This window comes from Pedobacter sp. SAFR-022 (genome assembly GCF_051965375.1).
Lineage (GTDB): Bacteria > Bacteroidota > Bacteroidia > Sphingobacteriales > Sphingobacteriaceae > Pedobacter.
In genome coordinates this window covers 1,009,308-1,032,689 of record NZ_JBQCME010000001.1, presented here as the reverse complement: position 1 = coordinate 1,032,689, position 23,382 = coordinate 1,009,308, and the positions used below count along the sequence as shown (strand labels likewise).

Annotated in this window: 19 protein-coding genes; 9 read left to right on the top strand and 10 right to left on the bottom strand. The window is 45.2% G+C overall.

Annotated elements, in window-relative coordinates; all coding sequences use genetic code 11:
- The first annotated feature begins 69 nt into the window (after window positions 1–69).
- Window positions 70–1,959: a molecular chaperone HtpG gene (gene htpG / locus ACTHQF_RS04425; RefSeq protein WP_440428677.1), complete on the top strand. Its 1,890-nt coding sequence runs from the start codon at window positions 70–72 to the stop codon at window positions 1,957–1,959.
- A gap of 130 nt (window positions 1,960–2,089) precedes the next feature.
- Here htpG and ACTHQF_RS04420 read toward each other — a convergent pair whose 3' ends face one another.
- Window positions 2,090–3,013, bottom strand: coding sequence for an MBL fold metallo-hydrolase (locus tag ACTHQF_RS04420; RefSeq protein ID WP_440428675.1), 924 nt, complete (start codon window positions 3,011–3,013; stop codon window positions 2,090–2,092).
- A gap of 149 nt (window positions 3,014–3,162) precedes the next feature.
- Between ACTHQF_RS04420 and ACTHQF_RS04415 the strand changes: the two genes are divergently transcribed.
- Together ACTHQF_RS04415 and ACTHQF_RS04410 are read left to right on the top strand one after the other, a co-directional pair.
- Window positions 3,163–3,762, top strand: coding sequence for a TlpA family protein disulfide reductase (locus ACTHQF_RS04415; protein ID WP_440428673.1), 600 nt, complete (start codon window positions 3,163–3,165; stop codon window positions 3,760–3,762).
- A 17-nt stretch (window positions 3,763–3,779) separates the two neighbouring features.
- Window positions 3,780–4,052 (top strand): hypothetical protein, encoded by a 273-nt coding sequence (locus ACTHQF_RS04410; RefSeq protein ID WP_440428671.1) that lies wholly within the window; start codon window positions 3,780–3,782, stop codon window positions 4,050–4,052.
- Between the two features lie 15 nt (window positions 4,053–4,067).
- On the opposite strand, the gene ACTHQF_RS04405 is transcribed toward ACTHQF_RS04410, so the two are convergent.
- Window positions 4,068–5,606, bottom strand: a complete 1,539-nt coding sequence (locus ACTHQF_RS04405) for a YifB family Mg chelatase-like AAA ATPase (protein WP_440428669.1) — start codon at window positions 5,604–5,606, stop codon at window positions 4,068–4,070.
- A gap of 67 nt (window positions 5,607–5,673) precedes the next feature.
- Window positions 5,674–7,014 (bottom strand): signal recognition particle protein, encoded by a 1,341-nt coding sequence (gene ffh / locus ACTHQF_RS04400; RefSeq protein WP_440428667.1) that lies wholly within the window; start codon window positions 7,012–7,014, stop codon window positions 5,674–5,676.
- A gap of 271 nt (window positions 7,015–7,285) precedes the next feature.
- Here ffh and ACTHQF_RS04395 point away from each other — a divergent pair, with 271 nt between their 5' ends.
- Entirely contained in the window at window positions 7,286–9,724 is a 2,439-nt protein-coding gene (locus tag ACTHQF_RS04395; protein ID WP_440428665.1) for a DUF5916 domain-containing protein, read from the top strand.
- Here ACTHQF_RS04395 and ACTHQF_RS04390 read toward each other — a convergent pair whose 3' ends face one another.
- Genes ACTHQF_RS04390 through ruvX form a run of 6 tightly spaced genes read right to left on the bottom strand, consistent with a single transcriptional unit; the run spans window position 9,725 to window position 14,146 of the window.
- Entirely contained in the window at window positions 9,725–10,738 is a 1,014-nt protein-coding gene (locus ACTHQF_RS04390) for a DUF3078 domain-containing protein (protein ID WP_440428664.1), read from the bottom strand.
- A 52-nt stretch (window positions 10,739–10,790) separates the two neighbouring features.
- Entirely contained in the window at window positions 10,791–11,543 is a 753-nt protein-coding gene (locus ACTHQF_RS04385) for a hypothetical protein (protein WP_440428662.1), read from the bottom strand.
- 46 nt (window positions 11,544–11,589) lie between these two features.
- Window positions 11,590–12,516, bottom strand: a complete 927-nt coding sequence (locus ACTHQF_RS04380; protein ID WP_440428661.1) for a glucosaminidase domain-containing protein — start codon at window positions 12,514–12,516, stop codon at window positions 11,590–11,592.
- Window positions 12,506–13,081, bottom strand: a complete 576-nt coding sequence (locus tag ACTHQF_RS04375) for a glucosaminidase domain-containing protein (RefSeq protein WP_440428659.1) — start codon at window positions 13,079–13,081, stop codon at window positions 12,506–12,508. Before ACTHQF_RS04375 ends, ACTHQF_RS04380 begins: the two co-directional genes overlap by 11 nt.
- A 2-nt stretch (window positions 13,082–13,083) precedes the next feature.
- The gene (locus tag ACTHQF_RS04370) at window positions 13,084–13,713 is read right to left on the bottom strand and encodes an O-methyltransferase (RefSeq protein ID WP_440428658.1); all 630 of its coding nucleotides are present in this window, start codon (window positions 13,711–13,713) and stop codon (window positions 13,084–13,086) included.
- Window positions 13,714–13,732: 19 nt separating this feature from the next.
- Window positions 13,733–14,146, bottom strand: a complete 414-nt coding sequence (ruvX, locus tag ACTHQF_RS04365) for a Holliday junction resolvase RuvX (RefSeq protein WP_440428657.1) — start codon at window positions 14,144–14,146, stop codon at window positions 13,733–13,735.
- Window positions 14,147–14,488: 342 nt separating this feature from the next.
- On the opposite strand from ruvX, the gene ACTHQF_RS04360 reads away from it, so the two are divergent.
- From ACTHQF_RS04360 to ACTHQF_RS04345, 4 genes are read left to right on the top strand one after another with little or no spacing between them, the layout of a single operon-like run.
- Entirely contained in the window at window positions 14,489–15,637 is a 1,149-nt protein-coding gene (locus tag ACTHQF_RS04360; protein ID WP_440428655.1) for a DNA polymerase III subunit, read from the top strand.
- 2 nt (window positions 15,638–15,639) lie between these two features.
- Window positions 15,640–17,118 (top strand): PSP1 domain-containing protein, encoded by a 1,479-nt coding sequence (locus ACTHQF_RS04355; protein ID WP_440428654.1) that lies wholly within the window; start codon window positions 15,640–15,642, stop codon window positions 17,116–17,118.
- Window positions 17,111–17,575, top strand: a complete 465-nt coding sequence (locus ACTHQF_RS04350) for a gliding motility lipoprotein GldH (RefSeq protein ID WP_440428653.1) — start codon at window positions 17,111–17,113, stop codon at window positions 17,573–17,575. Before ACTHQF_RS04355 ends, ACTHQF_RS04350 begins: the two co-directional genes overlap by 8 nt.
- A gap of 57 nt (window positions 17,576–17,632) precedes the next feature.
- Complete coding sequence (locus ACTHQF_RS04345) at window positions 17,633–18,529, top strand: Rpn family recombination-promoting nuclease/putative transposase (RefSeq protein ID WP_440428652.1); 897 nt, start codon at window positions 17,633–17,635, stop codon at window positions 18,527–18,529.
- 1 nt (window position 18,530) lies between these two features.
- Here the strand turns inward: ACTHQF_RS04345 and ACTHQF_RS04340 are convergent, their stop codons facing one another.
- Window positions 18,531–19,832: a UDP-N-acetylmuramoyl-tripeptide--D-alanyl-D-alanine ligase gene (locus ACTHQF_RS04340; protein ID WP_440428651.1), complete on the bottom strand. Its 1,302-nt coding sequence runs from the start codon at window positions 19,830–19,832 to the stop codon at window positions 18,531–18,533.
- Between the two features lie 306 nt (window positions 19,833–20,138).
- Between ACTHQF_RS04340 and ACTHQF_RS04335 the strand changes: the two genes are divergently transcribed.
- Window positions 20,139–23,381 carry a SusC/RagA family TonB-linked outer membrane protein gene (locus ACTHQF_RS04335; RefSeq protein WP_440428650.1) on the top strand — a complete coding sequence of 1,081 codons (3,243 nt, stop codon included), beginning with the start codon at window positions 20,139–20,141 and terminating at the stop codon, window positions 23,379–23,381.
- Window position 23,382 lies beyond the last annotated feature (1 nt).

Sequence of the window (23,382 nt, the reverse complement as noted above, 5' to 3'; positions counted from 1 at the left end):
TCAAATTGACAATTTCACAGATTGGAACAAGGCTTGATATGCTCGGGTTATTAAAACCATTAATTTATTATGAGCATAGAAGAAAAAGGAAACATTTCCATACACACCGAAAACATTTTCCCGATCATTAAGAAATTCCTGTATTCAGACAATGAGATCTTTTTGCGTGAATTGGTTTCGAATGCGGTTGATGCAGTGCAAAAGATTAAACGATTGGCAGCACTTGGTCAATACAACGGCGAGTTGGGCAACCCACTTGTAGAAGTTGCAGTTGACGAGGAGAAAAAAACCATCACCATTAGTGATAATGGTTTGGGTATGACTGCTGAGGAGATCAAAAAATACATCAACCAGGTGGCTTTTTCCGGTGCAAGTGAATTCGTGGAGAAATTTAAAGACGCTAAAGATGCCAATGAGATCATCGGTAAATTTGGTTTAGGTTTCTATTCTGCGTTTATGGTGGCAGACCTTGTGGAGATTCAAACCTTGTCATACCAGGACGGTGCTGAAGCAGCGAAATGGGTTTGTGACGGAAGTACAACCTACGAGATCTCTGAAGGCAGCAGAACCACACGCGGTACAGACATTATCCTGCACATCAATGCGGAGTCTGAGGAGTTCTTAAGCAAGCATAAACTTGAAGAAATCCTTGATAAATATGGTAAATTCCTGCCTGTTCCAATTAAGTTTGGTACCACAACCGTACAGGAACCAGATGGTGAAGATGAAGAAGGTAAACCGAAGACTAAACCTGTTGAGGTAGATAAGATCATCAATACCACCAACCCGATCTGGACTAAAGCTCCTGCAGATTTGTCAGATCAGGATTACCTGGATTTCTACAAACAACTTTATCCTTTTTCTGAAGATCCATTATTCTGGATCCACCTGAATGTAGATTATCCGTTCAACCTGACAGGGGTATTGTATTTCCCTAAGGTGAAGAACGATTTTGATCTGCAACGCAATAAGATCAAATTATTCTCCCGTCAGGTGTTCATTACCGATGAAGTGAAAGACATCGTACCTGAGTTCTTGATGTTGTTACATGGGGTAATTGACTCGCCGGATATTCCGCTGAACGTTTCCAGAAGCTTCCTGCAAGCAGATAGCAACGTGAAGAAGATCAATAGCTACATCACCAAAAAGGTAGCAGATAAGCTGGCAGAGCTATTCAATAAAGACCGTAAAGGTTATGAAGAGAAGTGGTCTGACATTGGTTTATTCGTGAAATATGGAATGGTGAGTGAAGAAAAGTTCTACGATAAAGCAAAAGACTTCGCCTTGCTAACCAATACCAAGAAAGAAAACTACACTATTGAGGAATACAAAGAGAAGGTAAAAGACCTTCAAACCGACAAAAATGGTCAGGTTGTTTTGATATACAGTAACGACCCTGCGAAACAGGATAGTTTCATCCAATCAGCCAACAAGAAGGATTATGATGTGCTGGTAATGGATTCTCCGATCGACAATCACTTCATCAATTCTTTAGAGCAGAAATTGGAGAAAACTTCTCTAAAACGTGTTGACTCTAGCGTTGCAAGCAAGCTAATTGAAAAAGATGAAAACTTAGAGTCTGTATTGACTGAAGAGCAGTCGAAAACCGTTAAGGAAGTATTCGAAAAGGCAATCAGCAAGCCAGGCTATAACGTGGAGATTGTAGCATTAAACCCAGAGGAGTTACCAGTCACGGTAACCATGGATGAATTTATGCGCAGGATGAAAGATATGGCTGCTATGGGTGGCGGTATGGGCTTTTACGGAAGTATGCCGGACAACTACAAAGTAGCGATCAACGGTAATCACAAGCTGGTAAGCCGTATTCTTCAGACCGAAGATGCAGACGCCCAGGCTAAGCTTGCCAAACAAGCCGTAGATCTTGCTTTACTTGCTCAAGGCATGTTGACCGGTGCAGAGTTAACAGAGTTCGTTAGCAGAAGCGTGGAGTTGATCTAAGTCGTAACGACAGGTTTAAACGCAGGTTCTGCGTCTAAACCTTAAAGCAAATGAAGTTTTTAGTACGTTTTAACTATAGCAAAGGCCCCATTATGGGGCCTTTTGCATTTAGGGATATGTTTCATAGGTTTTAATATCCTCGTTTGGCTTTTCTCACGATGCTGAATGCCACCACAGCAGAAAGTGCCACCACAGCTACCAGTAATGTTTTACTCAATGGTGCAGGTGGCAGGTGCTGTACACCTTGTTTGTTTGTTTTGGCCGGTTCTTTCACGTAACGGCCGCTGCTTGGTATGGCCACCTCTTTGAAGTTGTTCACCAGGTTATCTAATCCGGCAATCAATTCTGCGCCGTACATTGGCATTCCATGACCCGTTGCAGCCACTTCAGGACGCAGGTCCCGGAGCTTTTTCACAGAAAGCGCCGCGGCAAGCCAGTTTGGTGTAAAGTACTTCGGTGGTCCACTGATTTCCTTACGTTGTGAAATGATCGACATCACAGACTCCTGTTTTGTCGTCACAAACGCATCACCGGCGATAAGCACCTTGTCACGGCCGCGGTATAGCGAAATATGCCCTGGCGTATGGCCGGGTGTGTGTATATACATCCAGTCAGGCATATTCGGAATCGTGCCTTCTTTCGAAAGGGCATGGATCCTGGTGCCCAGATTTATAGGCTTCTTAGGGTATAGGAAGGCCATGGAGCTCATCATACCGCCTCCGACAGTTGAATCTGGGGGTGGATAAGAGGAATGGCCCGTGAGGTAGGGCATCTCGTAAAAATGCGCATAAACCTGCACTTTCCAGGTCGAGAGCAGGTCATGTATGGCGCCCACATGGTCAAAGTGCCCGTGGGTAAGTATAATCGCTTTTGGAGGTACATCTTCGCCGAATAAAGAGGCTGCCATCCGCTTGATGCGACCGCCACTTCCTTGTAAACCTGCATCGATAAGCACCCACTCTTTATCACCGGTTTCGACCATGTATATGTTCACAAACACGATTCGCATTCCCCAAATCCCAGGCGCGACCTGGAAATATTCTTCCTCTTTCATAGACAGACAATTAGTTAGATGGATATTAAACAATAAAACCTCATACTGGTTTTAATTTTACATTTCAATTGATCTTCAGGGATGGTTTTGAGGGCAGGAGGCCGCCTGACCTTTACATTAATTGGTATATTTGAAAGAAAATCTGCGCTATGTTCAATACAGCTTTTTTAAAGAAACACTACTTCAACATGCTGCTGTTATGCTTCGTGTTGCTGATGGTTTTTGTGCCTTCTGCAAAGGCTTTTATGCTGCGTGGGTTAATGGAGATTGGGCTTTTCAAACCCGGCACATCAGCCGTAACAGCTGAACAACGGTTAGCGCCGGCAGTGGACCTGAGCGGCATTCGCTTCAAGGATATCAATGGCAAGGTCGTTGACCTAGGCAATTTGAAAGGTAAGGTTGTGTTCCTGAACTTTTGGGCAACCTGGTGCCCGCCATGCCTGGCCGAGATGCCCTCAATCCAGAAGCTTCATACGCAGTTTGCAGCAGATCCTGACTTTGTGTTCCTGCTGGTAGATGCGGATAGTAAATTGCCCGAAGCACAACAGTTTATGCAAAAAAAGAAATACAGCATGCCTGTTTATGAGGTAGCCAGTAACATTCCGGAACAGCTTTTCAAAGGGAGTCTGCCTACGACCATCGTATTCGACAAAAAAGGTCGAATCAGTTTCAATGAAGAAGGTGCGGCTAATTACGGGCACAAGAAGTTTATAGAATTTATGCTGCAACTAAAGAACAGCGAACAATAATTAACGAGAACAGCATTATGCAACAACCATTTGATATCATTGTCGCAAATACGCACTACGCCGTTTTCCCTGAAGGAAATGATACATACGTGATCTACAAAGGCGGAAAAGAATACATGCAGATCCAGAAAGATGAGGAAAATCAGTGGCTTAAGCTGGATGACGAAACAGCATTACCACAGTTTGAGCCCAATGAAGAGGTAAACCTTATTGGAAAGGAAATTTCCGAATACAAAGAGGAGGAGGAAGAAGAAGAAGACGAAGACCTCTTCGACGATGAAGAGTACTAAGCTCAACCAGAAACCCTAACCCGTCCAGCGCTCCCGGTCCAGGCTGCGGTAGTGAATGGCTTCTGCCAGATGTTCCAGTTCAATCTTCTCACTACCCGCAAGATCTGCAATGGTCCTAGAGACCTTTAGAATGCGGTCGTAGGCCCTGGCAGACAGGCCCAACTTCTCCATAGCACGCTTGATCAGGCTTCTGCCCGCATCATTGATGTCGCAGATGTTGCGCACCATGTTTGGGCTCATCTGGGCATTGTAATGGATGCCTTGAAGCTGCTCAAAGCGCCTGTCCTGAAAGGTCCGTGCACTCATCACCCGTTCGCGGATCACAGCACTCTTCTCCGCGGTCTGCATCGAAGCCAGCTCATTGAAGTTCACCGGGGTAACCTCCACATGCAGGTCTATCCGGTCCAGCAATGGCCCGGAAATCTTACTCAGATACTTCTGTACAATACCAGGCCCGCAGATACATTCCTTCTCCGGATGATTATAAAACCCACATGGACATGGATTCATCGAAGCGATGAGCATGAAACTGGCTGGATAAGCCACGCTCAGGCGCGCCCTGGAGATCGTCACCTGCCGATCCTCTAAAGGCTGACGCATCACTTCCAATACCGAACGTTTAAATTCCGGCAGCTCATCCAGAAAAAGCACGCCGTTATGCGCCAGCGAGATCTCTCCGGGCTGCGGGTTCACGCCACCACCCACCAGTGCCATATCAGAAATCGTGTGGTGCGGACTGCGATAGGGGCGCTCGGTCATTAAAGCATCCAGCGCATTTAACTTACCTGCTACCGAATGGATCTTTGTTGTTTCTAAGGCTTCCTGCAGGTTTAAAGGCGGTAAAATGGTGGGCAACCTTTTCGCAAGCATGGTCTTCCCCGCACCGGGAGGGCCAATCAGGATCAAATTATGCCCACCTGCCGCCGCAATCTCCAGCGCCCGTTTAATATTCTGCTGGCCTTTTACATCCGCGAAATCCTGTTCATAGCTACTCACATTGTGGTAAAACTCATCTCGGGTATTTACGATAACCGGCTTAAACTGCTGTTTGCCGTTGAAGAAATCAATGACCTCGCCCAGCGTTTTCATGCCATAAACATCCAGTTCAGATACGATTGCTGCTTCGCGTGAATTATCCTTCGGTAAAATGAAACCTTTAAAGCCCGAAGCTCGAGCCTGTATGGAGATTGGTAATGCGCCTTTTATCGGCTGTAAGCCGCCATCTAAGCTAAGTTCTCCCATGATAAAGTAATCTGCAAGCAGACGATCCTCAAGTTGTCCTGAGGCGGCTAGAATACCAATGGCGATCGGCAGGTCGTAGGCCGAACCTTCCTTCCTGATATCTGCGGGTGCAAGATTAACCACGATCTTTTGCCGCGGCATCCGAAGGCCGGTGGTCTGAATGGCGCTTTCGATCCGGCGCAGGCTTTCCTTGATGGCATTATCCGGCAGGCCTACAATATGGTACTTATTGCCGCCCCCGATACTTACTTCAATGGTAATGGTCAGTGCATCTACACCAAAAACGGCGCTTCCAAAGGTTTTAACAAGCATATACTTCTCTTAGTATATGCCAGTTTACTCCAACCTGGAAGCGCCGTTGTAATATATTTTAAAATACTTAGAACTTGCCTTGTGGCATCTTCGGCATGCCGCGCATCATTTTAGCTGCTGCAGCAGGATTTGAAAACTGCTTCATCACTTTACGCATGTCTTCAAACTGCTTAATCAGCTTGGTAACCTCTTCAACCTTGTTACCAGAACCTTTCGCAATACGTAAACGTCTGCTCTGCTGAATGGCATCCGGATTCTCTCTTTCGTATTTGGTCATCGACTGAATAATCGCTTCAATGTTCTTGAAAGCATCATCCTCGATCTCTACGTTTTTCATCATCTTTCCAACGCCGGGGATCATACCCATCAAGTCCTTCATGTTACCCATCTTCTTGATTTGCTGAATCTGGTTGTAGAAATCGTTGAAGTCGAACTTATTCTTACGGATCTTTTTCTGTAGTTCCGCAGCTTCTTTCTCGTCAAACTGCTGCTGTGCACGTTCCACAAGGGATACCACGTCACCCATACCCAGGATCCTGGAAGCCATACGGTCTGGATAGAACACGTCAAGTGCCTCCATTTTCTCACCGGTACCAATGAATTTGATTGGCTTATTCACGACCGATTTAATCGAAAGTGCTGCACCACCGCGGGTATCACCGTCAAGTTTGGTCAAAACAACACCAGTAAAATCAAGGCGATCGTTAAACGCTTTAGCCGTGTTCACCGCATCCTGACCAGTCATTGCATCCACTACGAATAAGATCTCGTGCGGCTTAGTCTGTGCTTTTACTGCAGCAATCTCGTTCATCATCTCCTCATCAATCGCCAAACGACCGGCGGTATCGATGATGATCACGTTATTGTTGTTCTTTTTACCTTCCGCAATACCTTCTAAAGCAATGCCCACCGGATCTTTAAACTCCAGGTTAGCAAATACCGGAACCCCGATCTGCTCACCAAGGATCTGAAGTTGATCGATCGCTGCAGGACGGTACACGTCACCAGCAACCAATAGCGGCTTTTTACCTTTGCTCTTCAGGAAGTTCGCCAGTTTACCCGAAAAGGTGGTTTTACCCGCACCGTTCAGACCGGCAATTAATATAATGGTTGGATTGTTCTTTAGATCAAGATCGGTAACCTCACCACCCATAAGGGCTGTAAGCTCATCGTTCATTACCTTGGTAAGCAACTGACCCGGAGAAACCGCTGTAAGTACATTTAAACCCAGGGCTTTCTCTTTAACCTCGTCAGTAAAATTCTTGGCTGTTTTGTAATTTACATCGGCATCAAGCAAGGCCTTGCGGATCTCTTTCATGGTCTCTGCCACGTTGATCTCCGAAATACTTCCCTGACCTTTTAAAACTTTAAATGCACGATCTAACTTATCCTGTAAATTCTCAAACATCTCTTTTAATGCTTATTGTTAAATTTTTTTGTAGCCTCAAAGTTATTAATTTTTGAGCGTAAATGCTTTACACCCATTTATCTTTTATTGACAGTATCGGCAGCAAGCATCGGATTTCGAACACTTACTGGCCATGAATGTGGCAATATCCCGAAAGGCTTAGTAAGATGCGGAACGGCAAAGCCAGGGTTGATATTGCAATTAGTCCGAAAAAAATAGAACATTCGTGCAACATTCCTATTCCGATGCAGTCCTATGGGAAATCATTTAAATGAAATCGCTCGTTCCAGGACTGTTCCTTGTCTTTCTCTCCTTTACCCTTTCTGCCCAAATACCGGCTGCTGAAAAGAAACTGCCCGCAAGGCGAACCACTGCCAGCCCTAAAATAGACGGCATTCTAGATGATGAGGTCTGGAAAGATGCTCCAATGGTAACTGGCTTTATTGAGAATAACCCTATACCAGGACGAGTTGAATCTGCAGAACGTCGTACGGAAGTGAAGGTCTTATATGATGATAACGCAATCTACCTGGCCGCCCGCATGTTCGCCAAACCAGACAGCATCGCACACGAACTGGTATCCCGCGATCAGATCGGTAATGCCGATTTCTTCGGCGTGTTCCTGGACACCTACCTCGATCGCATTAACGGAAACGGCTTTATTGTCACTGCCGCAGGCTCGCAATTCGACGCAAAATACTCCCAGGTAGGCGGTGAAGATGAAAACTGGAATGCCGTATGGGAAAGTGAAGTGAAACTGGATGAACAGGGCTGGACAGCCGAGATCAAGATCCCTTATTCCGCATTACGTTTCTCCAGCAAGGATATTCAGAACTGGGGCATCAACTTTATCCGCAAACGCGCGATGGAAAACTCACAGACCTTCTGGAATTTCGTTGATCCGAAAGTGAATGGTCTGCTGAACCAGAGTGGTACCATGGTGGGCCTGCAGAACATTAAAGCGCCCCTTCGCCTGTCCTTTTCACCCTATGTCTCGGCACTGATTAACCACTATCCAAACAACGTACCCGGCGTAAAGAACACCACCACCTCTTTCAACGGAGGTATGGACGTAAAATATGGAATTAGTAACAGCTTTACACTGGATATGACCTTGATTCCAGATTTCGGCCAGGTACAATCCGATAACCGCATCCTGAACCTTACGCCTTTTGAAGTTAAATTCAATGAAAACAGGTCCTTCTTTACCGAAGGCACAGAGTTATTCAACAAAGGCGATCTGTTCTACAGCCGTCGTATCGGCGTTTCACCCAGCTATTTCAAAGACCTGAGCGGGCAACTCCAACAAGGTGAAACCGTCATCAAATCGCCGCTGGAAAGTAAGGTCATTAATGCCACCAAGGTATCCGGACGTACGGCCAAAGGCCTCGGTATCGGTGTGTTCAATGCTGTAACCAATGCCATGAATGCAGTGGTTGAAGATGAACAAGGCAACAAAAGGGAAATCGAGAGCCAGCCCTTAACCAACTATAACGTGTTCGTGCTGGATCAGAACCTCAAAAACAATAGTGCCATAAGTCTGATCAACACCAATGTGCTTCGTCAGGGAAGTGCTTATGATGCCAATGTCACCGCGATACTCTTCAATTTAAACGACAAAAAAAACGAATATTACTTCAACGGAGCCGGCAAGATGAGCTATATCACGGCGAATTCCGATAAAGATCAGCGTAGCGGCTACTACTATGACCTGGAGACGGGTAAGCAAAGCGGAAACTTCACCTGGAGCTACCGTCAGCGTTTTGCCGACCGGCTATTTGATTCTTCCGATATGGGTTTCTTCACCAACAATAACTTCCTCGATCAAAACGGAACCATCCATTACAACATCTACAAGCCAGGCAAGTGGTACTACAAGATCGCTACCTTCATGTCCCTGAACTACTCCAGGCGGTATAAACCTGCAGCATACCAGAATCTGGTGCTGGAAACAGGTCCTTACGTGCAGTTCAAGAACCTGTGGTCTGCGGAGATTTATGCCAATTGGACTGCCAAAGGCAATGACTTCTATGAGTCTAGAAACGGGGGACTGTATAAAAGCCCTGGCGCTTTCACCATACAGATGTACCTCAACTCGAACCGCGCCAAAGCCTACAATGCCGGCGGCTATCTTGGCTACAGTACACGGACCATGTTTGATGCAAAGATGTACGATCTATATTTCTATCAGAACTTCAGGCTTAGCGACCGGTTGAGCTTTGGAACCGACTTCAGTTACTCGCCAAGTTATGATTTCGTAAGTTGGGTAACCTTCAATGGCGATCAGAGTGTTTTCTCCAGATACGATCGCAACACCATAGAGAATGCCATAGATGCCAAATACAACTTTACCAATAAAATGGGCATCAATCTTAGGGCGAGACACTACTGGTCGGATAGAAGAAATAAGACTTTCTACAACCTTCAGTCCGATGGCAGATTAGCAGACTACAACGGACCCGAACTGCAAAACACCGACCGGAACTACAATGTCTTTAACATAGACCTGATCTATACCTGGCAATTCGCACCTGGAAGTGAGCTTAGTATCACCTATAAAAAGCTGTCAGAAACCAACGACAGCTTCCTGACCAAGCGGTATTTCAGAAATCTGGATTATATCCTCTCCGGGCCACAGAATAACAGTCTATCCATCAAGATGCTCTACTATGTAGATTATCTCGACCTCAGAAAGCACAAAAAGAAGTAATTATCTCGGGAATACGAATACCATACCCAGGGCAAGGGTCTGACTTGCCTGGATCTTGTCTGTCGTATTCTTGTCGTACAAGCCCACGCCGGTAACGGTTACGTTCATGAATTTGTTCACTTTGGCACGTAGCTCCACATCCAGACGGTGGTTGGTATAATCCAGCTGATCGTATGGAATGAACACCATGTATCTCGCTTTGAGGTTTAGGTTTTTGGCAACTTCCTTATCAAAGTTTGATACTACTTGAAATGCCAGTTCATTTTTGAAGGTAGCACCAGCAGGCACACCGTAATTGTTAAAGCCTGAATTCCCGGCTGCTGCGTTTATTCTTACCAGGCTGGTGTCCAGTACAAAGGTCTGCCTTGCCGTACCGGTACCGATCCTCGTAGAAAAGTACTTGCTTGGCTTATACTCAAAACCGATAGACTCGGTTAAATAGCCTGGTGACATGAATCTGGAAAGGAGGTTTCGTTGTTCATTGCCGCTCCCATCGTCGAAAAAACGATAACCTTCATCAAACTGGGATTCAAAACTTAGCGATCCGAAGAAGTACCAGTTTTTAGATAACTGAATGGCGGCCTTATTATCCCAGAAAATACGGTCAACGGTTTTCTTTTCCGACTGGTTCTTGTTGCGCACCTTCCCGTAGTTCAGAATTACTTCCGAAACGTAGCTATAACCCTCCCGACTGTATTCTGCTCTGTGGTTGATTAATCCGGTGAGGGCCAAAGAATTTACACCTCCACCGGTCCAGTTGTTACTGAAAGCCGCCTGGTTCAGGTTAATACCCACGGAGGTGCGTGTATTCCAGTAATTTACTTTGGCATCAATGACAACTGGCGTAAGTTGAACGGGTTTGTATTCAATGTTACCCACCCTGGATGGCAGTGGACTGCGTTTCAGGCGAAGATTTAAATCATTGGTGTTAATTGGAACGGTATCGATTTCCTGTGCCTTTAACCCGGAGGCCAACGTAAGTAAGAAGATTAAACCAATATACAAGCCCTTCATTATTACAAAGAAAACCAAAAATGTCGCTTTAAAAAAGTTTAAAGCCAATTTTTTAAAGCTGGTCTATCTTCACATTGGGTAAAGTTTGTAACCTCAAGGCCTTGGGATTCCGTTTGTAAGCGGCATAACTGTTCCGAAGGTAAACGATAAAAGCATACTCCGATGCGCTTAGCACAAAGGTGTAGCTCGGTCGGTACTGCTGCATGAAATCCGTTAGTTCAGGTTCCTTAATCCCCAGGACCTGCTGTACATACTCGGGTTTAAACTTGAAGTCGATGAGCTGTTCCTTATAATCCCTCTCCAGAATTTCCTGCAGGTGTCTGGCATTTTTGCCTTTTTTGCTTAACAGGTTGTAGATGGCATCGATGCCTAAGCCTACACCTCTGGAACCCAGGTTCAGTAGGTCTTTGGAACTTCCACGGGAGGTTGCATATTTGTATTCCTGCTGTGTTTTTTTATACTGCTCTTCGGGTGTTATTGGTTTACTGCCTACAATGGCAACCTCTTTAAGACGGATAAATAACGGGTGCAACTGGAAGAAGACCGAATTTTGCCCATTGTAGATCAACGTATCCACGGCATAGCCCTGCAATGCAGCGAACAAGGTGTCGCCAAGCATCGCTTGCGTAGAAAACTCTCCTTTGGTATTATTGTATAGCCCCTGGTCTGTTCTCGAGTTATAGATGTAAACTTTGGCAAGCCGCTGTTTACTGTCTTTATCAATCACAAAGCCCTGTACAGGTTTCTTCTGGGCGTATAATCCGGAGCACAACAGTAGCAGGAGCAGGGAACAGTAAAACTTCATTAATGCAAAATTACATGATCCGCCAGATGCCTGCGGCAGTTTAACATTATTTAACGACCTGCAGCTTTTGCCCGATTTTTATACCCTCATCAAGCAAGGTATTCATCGACTGAAGCTCCTCTACCGTCAGGTTAAAACGTTTAGAGATGTTGTACAACGTATCTCCTTTGGTTACCATGTAATACTTGCCATCAATCACCGTCGTAGAGGTATTCAGGGCTGCGGGGACGGTCGGTCTTGCTGATGACGCCGTTGCCGGAGCAACTTTCTCGATCACCTGCGATTCGGTAATCACCTTTTGTGAAGGTGGCACGCTAACTGGCGTAAACTTCTTCTTTTCCTGTGGGATGTTCGCATTGATTTCCGTAAACACGCGATCCTCACGTCTCAACTTCTGCGCTTCCGTCTCCGGTTGGTCGTACTCATACAGCCTGTATTTCTCAATCAGGTTAATGAGCAAGTCCGGATATTTCGGATTGGTGGCATAACCAGCCTGTTTCAGGCCGTATGCCCAGTTCTTGTAATCGTTTTTATCCAGCTCAAACAAAGCACTGTAGCGCTTGCGCTTTAAGAATTCAGAATGATCTTTATAAGACTCGCGGGCATCATTATACACACGGAAACAGTCATTCCTTTTATCATCATCCTTGTAGTATCCTTTACCTTTCCAGTCTGAAGTTACTTTAACGCCGAAATGGTTATTTGCGAATTTAGCCAGGGTACTGTTGCCGCTTCCAGATTCAAGGATACCCTGTGCAAGCGTGATACTTGCAGGAATACCATAGGCATTCATCTCTTCAATGGCTACGTCTTTGAACTTATCGATATAGCTTAATGTCGTATACGAAGGAATTTCCCCCTTGCCCTTTGTAGCATTACGTTCAATCTGGCGGTTGTTGCGGCTGTATTTGGCAGTTTTACAAGCCGAAAAAAATGCTACGGCCAGCAATAATAGTAGAATTCTATTTTTCATTGATCAATTTCACTTTTCTTACCGGCGCGGGTTTTAGTTTCTTGGTTAATGGTGCAACGGGACCCAGCATGCGCATGCTGGCCTCAGGGTCATTGTCGTACTTAAACAATTCATACTTTTTAATCAAAGCAATCACTTGCGCAGACCAGACCTTGCTATGTGCGTAGCCGCCCTTTTGTATCCCTTTTGCCCAACTTGCATAGTCGCTGCCGCCGTATTTGGCGAACAAATTACTGAATGCCGTACGACTTTGCAAAAAGTCTATGAAATGATGGTAGGAATCTTCAACGCTGGAGTAGCCTTTATAGGAGGAGCGAATCTTTTTGCTGTTATTTTGGCCTTTAACGCCGAAATGGTTGTTCAGGTAGCGGGCAATTTTGCTGGTCCCAGCTGCGGATTCATGTATGGCAATGCCCAGGATAATGCTGGCTGGAATGTTGTTCTCGCGCATCAGTTGCTGCGCCAATGGAAGGTTTTCTTCAATGTAATTGCGAGTCGTTTGTGCAAAAGCCCCAAAGTGTAACAATCCTACACTTAGCAGTACGAACAGGAATTTTTTAACCATAGTTATTTTTTTCTGATGACAAATAAACCATCGCGTACAGGTAATATCAACTTCTCTACCTGCGGGTCTTTAGCAATCTTATCATTAAATGTAATAATATTTCTGGTATCTTTATCTTGTTGATTGCTAAGAACTTTGCCGCTCCATAACACATTGTCAACAATGATAAGTCCACCCGGACGCACTTTATCAATCACCAGATCGTAATAGGCGCCGTTATTCTTTTTATCCGCATCGATAAACACCAGATCAAAAACTTCGTCCAGTTGCGGAATGTTTTGCATCGCATCACCAAGAAGGTACACAATCTGCTTCTCATATGCCGAATCCGCGAAGTTCCGGCGAACCATATCTTCCAATTCTACATTGATATCCAGCGTAAACAACTTACCCTCCGGCTGCAGTCCTTCTGCCAGACAAAGCGTAGCATAGCCCGTAAAAGTGCCTACCTCAAGGATACGTCTGGGGTTTACCAGCTTGCTCAGCATACTCAATACACGACCCTGATAGTGGCCCGAAAGCATCCGTGGCATCAGCACCTTCAGGTTGGTTTCGCGGTTTATCCGTTGCAGCAATTCGCTTTCCGGCTCGCAGTATTGTAGTAGTAAATTTTGCAGGTCTTCGTTGATCATGTGTTTGCTGGTATTTGAATTAACGGCGACTTTCCATGAAATATTGTAATATCAAGGTCGCCGAGATGGTATCCACCCGTTCTTTATTCTGCCTGTCGCTCTTTTTAAATCCACTTTGCATAATGGCTTGCTGTGCCATTTTAGAGGTAAAACGCTCGTCTACCCAGAACTGTGGTATATGCGGGAATTGCTTTTTCAGGGTTCTGGAAAAACCCACTACATGCTGCGCACTGTCTGATGGTGTGTTGTCCATCTGCTTGGGATCGCCAAGCACAAAAGCCTCTACCTGCTCGGTTTGCAGGTATTTGCTGAGGTAAGCGATAATGTCTTTTGGATGAACAGTGTCCAGCCCGGTAGCGATGATTTGAAGCGGATCGGTAACGGCAATGCCAATTCTTTTGGTGCCATAATCAAAGGCTAGTATTCTGGGCATAGGATTTTTATATAAGCAATAAGCAGCTTTGTTTGAAAGGCAAAGGTAAGGAATTAATTTTTGGGCGTATTTTACAGTGCTGATGAACACTGAACGGAGGCCTAAACAATTTCGCTGATCTGTCGTGTTGATGGGTGTTTGTGACGTACTTGCGAGGTAGTTGCTACGTACTTGCTACGTATGTGGACGTCGCAAGCCCCTATCAAGTGCCTTGCAACAACCTGGCAATTTCCGCTGTACGTCTTTTATGCTGCAGCTTTTTCAAGGCATAAATCCCTTGTTGGTTCAATCGAGAATGACTGCATGCTACAGGTTCCTGAAAAATTCACTATTTTGCAGAAAATGCAGTTCAAAGATATCATAGGTCAGCAAGCCGTTAAGCAACATTTGATTCAAACCGTAAAGGAGAACCGGATCAGTCATGCGCAGCTTTTTCTAAGCTGTGATGGCAGTGGTGCGCTCGGACTGGCAATTGCCTATGCGCAATACATCAACTGCTTAAGCAAAACAGCTACAGATAGTTGCGGTACCTGTTCTTCCTGCAGGAAATATGAACGCTACATTCATCCCGATCTGCACTTCTCGTATCCCTTCTTTGCTTCAAAGGATATCCGCGTGGCGGTAGATGTGCTTGAAGAATGGCGGACAATGTTGCTTCAGGACCCTTACGTGGATATGAATAGCTGGCGGGCCCGGTTAAATGCGGAGAATAAGCAGGCGAACATCAACATTGCAGAGTGTCACGAAATCATCAAAAAATTAAGTTATAAAGCTTTCGAAGGTGACACTAAGGTGCTGATTATGTGGCTTCCGGAGTATCTGGACCGGGGTGCAAATGCACTGTTGAAGATCATTGAGGAACCACCTGAAAATACCTTGTTTATTCTGGTGGCCAACCATCAGGACCAGATCCTTTCTACGCTTTTATCCAGAACACAGATCACCAAGGTGCCTAAACTTTCCGATGAAGATATCCAGGATTACCTGATGGAAAAGCATCAACTGCCAGCGGAGCAGGCTGCAGAATACAGCTTTTTGGCAGACGGAAACCTCATTGAAGCGCGATTGCTGGTCGAAAATGCGGCCAACAACAATGCCGAGCTGTTTGCAGACTGGTTACGCATGGGTTTCAAAGGTGATGTACCTGGAATGATGGGTTTTGTAGATAAAGCTGCGTCTTGGGGGCGGGAGAATCAAAAGAATTTTCTACGCTATGGCATCAGTTTTTTGAGGGAATGCAGCCTACTGCTGAGTGGTGCAGACGCCTTGGTAAAATTGCCCCCACGTACCTTGGATACGGCTCGAAAGCTAAGTACCCACGTGCTCGATCTGAACATGGCCGATGCCATTATTTCGGAGTTGGAGCTGGCGCACTACCATATCGAGCGGAATGCCAACCCGAAAATACTCTTTTTAGATGTATCTTTGCAGTTGGTAAAAACAATAAAATTTAAATCGTTCCCGAAAGGGACTCAATATATATATAATTAACTATGGGATGTGGAAGTTGTTCTACAGGTGGCGGTTGCGCCCCCTCTGGCTGCAAAAGTAATGGCTCATGCCTTACTGGAGGTTGCCAGAAATTAGAAGTTTACGATTGGCTGTCCAACCTGGATATGCCCTCCAATTATATACCGTTTCAAGTAATCGAAGTCAAATTTAAAGGTGCAAGGAAGGAATTTTTTCTAAACAGCGAGAACATATATCTGGAAATTGGTGAGCTGGTGGCTGTTGAAGGCCCTACCGGCGGTTACGATATTGGTCACGTGTCTTTAACCGGTGAGCTGGTACGAATGCAGATGAAACGCCGTAAGACCAATATGGATCAGGTAACGCGAAAAGTGTACCGTAAGGCTACGGAAGCAGACGTTGAAAAATGGAAAATGGCCAAGGGTTTGGAGTGGGAAACCATGCACAAGGCCCGCACACTTGCGCTGGATCTGCGTTTATCGATGAAGATCAGTGACGTGGATTATCAGGGTGACAAGACCAAAGCGACTTTCTTCTATACTGCAGAAGGACGGGTGGATTTCCGTGAACTGATTAAAAAGATGGCGGAGACGTTCAGAATCCGCATCGAAATGCGGCAGATCGGTATGCGTCAGGAAGCTGGAAGATTAGGTGGTATCGGCTCTTGTGGCCGTGAGCTTTGCTGCTCTACCTGGCTAACGAATTTCAAAACCGTATCTACCGCTGCGGCAAGGTATCAGAACCTCTCTTTGAATACGTTGAAGCTGGCCGGGCAATGCGGCAAGCTGAAGTGTTGCCTGAACTATGAGCTTGATACCTATTTGGATGCCCTGAAGGATATTCCGGATCGTATTGACAGTCTGCAGACGGAGATCGGCGTTGCCCGTCACCAAAAGACCGATATTTTCAAGAAGATCATGTGGTTCAGCTATCCAAACGCCGAAGACTGGATACCATTGAAGGTAGATCGCGTAAAAGAGATTATGGCCATGAATAAAAAAGGCCAGAAACCAATTAACCTGAAAGAGGAAGCTTTTGAACTGGCAAGTTCAAAACCAGTTGAAAAGGTGCTGGATTACGAAAACGTTGTGGGTCAGGATAGTTTAACCCGCCTGGATGACCGGTCAAGGAATAAGAATCAGCGTAATAACAATAATAAGAAACAGGAACGTCCTCCACGTGCGGTTCAGCAGCGTCATGCAAATGATGCGCAGAAAAAGCCTGATCAAGCACGTACTGAGGCTCCTAAAGCTGAAAATAAGCGTCGTGAAGGCAGACCGCAGGACGGGAAAAGACCTGAGGGTAAACGGCCGGAACAAAGACGTCCAGATCCGAAAAAGAACACGGTTGATATGCCTTTGGCAGAGCCTGGCCTGGTGATCTTACCGGGCGCTGCAGCTGCTGAAGGGCAGCCTGGAGCAAAACCTGCAGGCAACCGGAACAACAGAAACAGGAATAACCGAAGAAGGAAGCCGGCCCAGGATAAGCCTAAAGATGAATAAGATTAAGTATTTTCTATTGATAGCCACTATTTGTATCGCAGCCATCGGTTGCGATACAAATAACCTGGCAGATCTTAACGTGTCCATGCCTAAACGCAACTGGAGTTACGTGAACAAGGTCAAAGCAAGCATAGAGATCACAGATCATACTAAGCCCTATACGGTGTATTTCAAGCTCCGCCATACCGCAGATTACCGATACTCCAACATCTTTGTGTTGCTGCATATCAAGGCGCCGGGACAGCAGAAAATGACCCGCAGGTTTGAATATAAGCTTGCAGAAAAGGATGGGCAGTGGCTGGGTTCGGGTTCAGGAAACTTGTTTACTTACAAGCTGAACATGTTAACCAATTACCATTTCCCTGCGAATGGAAAGTACGAGTTGGAGATTGAGCAGAATATGCGCGACAATCCGCTTAAGGAAGTCAGTGATGCTGGCATTACAGTTTCATACTAAAAGTTAAAACAATTTCCTTTCAGTTGTTTTCGGTTTGATGAATGCTTATCTTTAAGTATGAGCAAACCTCCTGTGCCCAGAGTAGGCAAGTACATCGACCCCTTAGTTGATTTTGCATTTAAGAAGATCTTTGGTACGGAACCTAATAAGGACTTACTGATTGCCTTTCTCAATGCGGTATTTAGAGGAAGGAAGCATATTATTGATCTTGTTTTTAATAAAATTGAGCATCCCGGTGACTTAAAACATGAGGGTTCAGCAATCTTTGATCTGCTTTGTACCGGCGAAAACGGCGAACAGATATTGATTGAAGTACAAAGAGCAAGGCAGACGCGCTTCAAGGAGCGGGCGTTATTCTATGCTTCAAGGCTCATTAGTGAGCAGGCGCCAAAAGGAGACCGTGCGGCATGGGGTTATAACATCTCAGAGGTTTACTTAATTGCACTGCTGGAGAACTTCGGCTTAGAGGATGTACCGAGCTTGCAGTACTTGCATGATATTTGCCTGTGTAACAGGGATACCGGTGAAGTATTTTATAACAAACTTGGATATACTTATATTGAATTAAGTAAATTTGATAAAACAGAAGACAGTTTAGAAACGGATCTGGAGAAGTGGTTTTATGTACTTAAGAATATGAGTAAAATGCATAAGATTCCGGTTTACTTTCGGAAGCCCATTTTTGAAAAACTGTTCGAAATCGCTGAATATTCAAATCTGACGAAGGAGGAAAAAACGATGTATGATCAAAGTCTGAAATACAAGTGGGATAATGAGAGTGTGCTGGAGTACGCTGTGTCTACGGCGAAAGAATTGGGAATGGCAGAGGGACTTGCAGAGGGTGAGCACAAAAAAGCTTTGGACATCGCCTTGAAGATGAAGAAAGAAGGTTTCCCGATCGACCAAATCGCTAAATTCACCGACCTGTCTACTGAAGAAATTGAGCAGCTTTAGCCTATAATAAAGGTAATAGTTGCTCTAAAGCCATTCCCCTGGAACCTTTAAGTAACACCAGGCTGTCTTTAACCGGATGCTGCTCCAAATGATTTTTTGCAGCCATAGTATTTTCAAAAAAAGTGCCCTTTAAACCTTCTTTATTCGCGTAGAAATCTTTTCCGATCAAGATCAGCTCATCGAGGTTCAGGCTTTCGGCAAGTTCTGCAACCTTTCGATGTTGTTCAGCAGAAGCTTCGCCCATCTCAAACATATCTGCAATTATAGCAACCTTCTTGTCAGCTGTTAGTGCTTTCAGGTTTTTTAAAGCCGCCTCCATACTGCTTGGATTGGCATTATAGAAGTCGCATATCACCTGGTTGCTTGCTGTTCTGGTAAGCTGTGAGCGGTTGTTATTGGGTTGATAGGTCATCAGTCCCTGATTAATTTCAAGTGCAGAGACACCGAAGAAGTCGCCAATGCAGATTGCACCCAATATATTCTCGAAGTTATAGGTACCTGTGAGGTTTGTTTTGGTGTGATACTGTTTTCCCGCCGTGTTCCAGGAGATCTGAAGGTATGGGTCTGACTTTTCCAGGCTGCCGGAAATCCGGTTCATGGGGTCTGTGCCATAGAAAACCACCTCATTCAAGCCTGTTTCCTGAATCAACTCCATCAATATGGTGTTATCCTTATATATAAAGGTATAGCCTTTAGCGGCGGCAAGCCATTTGTACAACTCCGACTTCCCGATCTTTACCCCTTCAAAGCCGCCAAAGCCCTCAAGATGTGCATGGCCAATGTTCGTGATCAGTCCGTGTGTAGGCTGAGCGATGCTGCATAGAAATTCAATTTCTTTTTTATGGTTCGCACCCATCTCCACAATGGCAATTTCTACATCAGTGCCGATAGCGAGTACGGTTAATGGTACCCCGATGTGGTTGTTCAGGTTGCCTTTGGTTGCAAGTGTTTTGAATTTAGTACTAAGTACCGCGTTGATCAGCTCTTTTGTTGTGGTTTTGCCATTGCTGCCGGTTAATCCGATAACAGGAATGGTAAGTTGGCTGCGGTGATACCGTGCCAGTTCCTGTAAGGTGGTAAGGACGTCGTCTACCAGAATGCAGCGGTCGCTAGTGGCATATTCTGGATTGTCAATGATGGCATAAGCGGCACCAGCCTCCAGTGCGCTTGCAGCAAAGGTATTTGCATCGAACTTATCTCCTTTTAAAGCAAAAAAGAGGCATCCGGGTTGTATTGCCCTAGTATCTGTGCAGATAAAAGGGTTTTGAAGAAAACGGGTATATATAGAATCGATATTGCTCATAAACTTAGGACTTGCGCAGTAAAATTATATATAATAATCTATTCAAAGGTTTGGATTATTAACCTAATCCTGTCGATAAAACCAAACACCAACTCAAACGCCAGAAAACACCATAGAACTATACTTAAAATTTCTAACTATTAGGCTCAACTTTTTGATCTCGCAAAAGAGGAGTTTCTTGTTGTTATTTGTTTTTTAATTACATCAATATATTGAAAAACAGGTATTTACACGTGTGTTGGTTGGGCTGTTGTGGATTGTTTTTTGACGAATTTCCAATTGATCATACAACCTAAATACATCCCTATGAAAAAATTAATACTCAGTTTGTTCCTGATCTTTGCATTTGCGGTCGGTGCTGCCGCGCAAGGAAGAACAATCACTGGAACGGTGACGGATAGCGAGGATGGATCACCGATTCCAGGGGTGAGCATCAGAATCAGAGGCGCACAAGGCGGAACACAAACCGCAGGTGATGGTAAATACTCTATTACAGTTCCTGCTGGAGCCACCGGCCTGGATTTTAGTTCCATCGGATACAATACACAGCCAGTAACCTTAGGTGCCTCCAATGTAGTAAATGTGCAACTTACCAGCAGTGCACAGTCGCTTGGCGAAGTGGTCGTTACTGCGAATGCCATCAGGCGGGAACGAAGATCCCTGGGCTACTCTGCGCCGGTGATCAACACGGAAGAATTGAACCAGGGACAACAGCCCAGTGTTATTAACTCCATCAATGGTCGTGTAGCCGGTGTGAACATCACTACGACTTCAAATACCCCTGGAGCCTCTTCCCGTGTAGTACTAAGGGGTGGATCTTCCATCTCTGGAAACAACCAGGCACTCATTGTAATTGATGGTATCCCAATTGACAACTCCAGTGTGATTGGAGGTCCTTCGAGCTTAGCCAGTGTAGACTTCGGTAACCGCGGTAATGACATCAACCCGGATGATATCGCCTCTGTGACCGTTTTGAAAGGTCCTGCTGCGGCTGCACTTTATGGATCAAGAGCATCAAACGGTGCGTTGATCATCACCACGAAAAGCGGTACCAAGGGTGCCCAAAAGACCGAAATTACTTTCAGTACCTCAAATTCTGCATCCTCGATCTTGAAGATGCCGGATTTCCAGAATCAATACGGACAAGGCTATTACGACGAGATCTTACCTGATGGGAAAACTGCGACCTATATCAATGATCCTAAAGAGAACTGGAGCTGGGGTGCGCCATTTACCGGTGAGATGCAGGAGTGGGGTCAGATGATTGATGGGGTAAGGCAGATGAAACCATATTCAGCCGTAGAAAACAACATCAAGGATTTCTTCAACACAGGTTTCTCTACAGATAATAACTTAAGCTTCTCTGGTGGCAGTGAAAAAACAAGCTTTTATCTGGGCTTGAATGCGGTGAACTCAGATGGCATATTTCCTGGCAACAAAGACGTTTATAACCGCTACAGTGTACGTTTTAATGGCAACACAGAGTTTAACAATAAGTTCTATGCGGGTATTTCCTTCAATTATTTCAAGATCAACAGCAATCAGGTTGGTGGCGGACAAGGTGGTGGCTCGGTATATAACAACGTGTTGCAGACACCAAGGGACATCCCATTGAGTGACATGAAGGATCTGAACAATAAGTATTATGGTTATGGCATTACAACCGCTGATGGCATTAAGCATGATGACCTATATGGGTTCTATGGTGCTTACAACATGAACCCGTACTGGATCCTGGAGAACTACGACAACTTCAATGATGTAAACCGTTTAACCGGTAATTTCAATATCGGCTATAAGCCGAACGGCTGGCTGGACATTAAAGAACGTCTAGGGGTAGACACTTACAGTGACCGGAGGCGATCCATCACCCCTAAGTACAACTTTTTCCCGGCAGATGAAGCGGGGAATTACAATGCCGGTAACTTACAAAACAGCAATGGTGCCTATGAAATTGATCTAATGAATGTTAACGAAGTTATTCATGATTTGATGATCACCGGAAGTCACAAGTTTAGTGATGATCTGGAAGGCTCATTGATGGTGGGTAATAACATTCGTATCCGCAACACCAACCGTAACCTGACTTCCACAAATGCTAGTGGCGGGTTGGTGGTTCCTGGCTACTACAACCTGGCAAATAGTAATGGCCCGGTAAATGTTCAGGTAGATAATCTTACTACCAGACGTTTAATAGGCCTTTATGCAGACTTAAACTTGGCTTACAAAAACATGTTGTTTTTCGAGGCCACGGCGCGTAATGATTGGTCTTCTACCTTGCCGGATGCCAACAACTCGTTCTTTTATCCAAGTGTAAGCGGATCCTTCCTATTCTCTGAACTTTTAAAAGAAAGTTCAATCGCCAACTTCTTAGATTACGGAAAGATCAGGTCCAGCTATGCGCAGGTAGGTAACGATCCGGAGCCATATCAACTCATGACTACGTTTTCAAGGGCGGAAATCCTTGGTGGCTTCGGCAGCACAACTTTTCCCTTTGGAAACGTGGCCGGATTGATGTCCAGCACCACGATCGGAAATCCAAACCTTAAACCTGAAAAAACAATATCCTTTGAAGTCGGTGCAGAATTGGGGTTCTTAAAGAACCGCTTGTCAGTAGACGTGAGTTATTATGCTAACAATTCCAAGAACCAGATCCTGAGTATCCCGATCCCGAACTCTACAGGATACAGCTTTAGTGTGGTTAATGCCGGCGAAATACAGAATAAAGGTATCGAGCTCAGCTTAAGAGGAACACCGCTGCGCACAAGTACAGGTCTGTCCGTAGAGTTATTTGCTACTTATACCAGAAATAAGAGTAAGGTCGTTGACTTGTTGCCCGGCATTGAACAGGTAACCGTGGGCGGTTACTCGGGTATGTCAATCGTTGCTGCTAAAGGAATGCCCTACGGTATGTTTTACGCGGTAACCAATGCTACCGATGATCAGGGCAGGACGATTGTAGATCCAGAAACCGGTATCCCATTGCCGAGTTCAGCAGCGGAGTATCTGGGCAGTTACAATCCTAAATATCAAGCATCCTTGGGTGGAAATGTGCGGTACAAAAACTTTTCGATGAACTTCCTTTTTGATACCAAACAAGGTGGTGTATTTTACTCCAGGACACGAGACATCATGGGCTTTACCGGAACTTCCGCAGAAACCGGGGGTGACCGTATCGGTGTAATCTATCCGAACTCGGTTTATCTTGATGAGAATGGCAATAGTGTGGTTAATACCGATATTGGTTATAACAAGCAGGATTATTATTCTGACCTGGTTGCAGGTCAACACATGGTGGATGCCTCGTTTGTGAAACTCCGTTCACTAGGGTTAGCCTATACCTTTAGCAAAGCACAGCTGCAGAAGAGTCCTTTCGGGGAGTTGACTGTTGGCGTGTTCGGCAATAACCTGTTTATCTGGACACCAAAGCAAAACCAATTCGCAGATCCTGAAGTAAACTCGGCAGGTGCGGGAAATGCACAGGGCTTCGATTATACCGCTTTGCCTTCGGTGCGCAATTTTGGACTTAACGTAAGAGTCTCATTTTAAT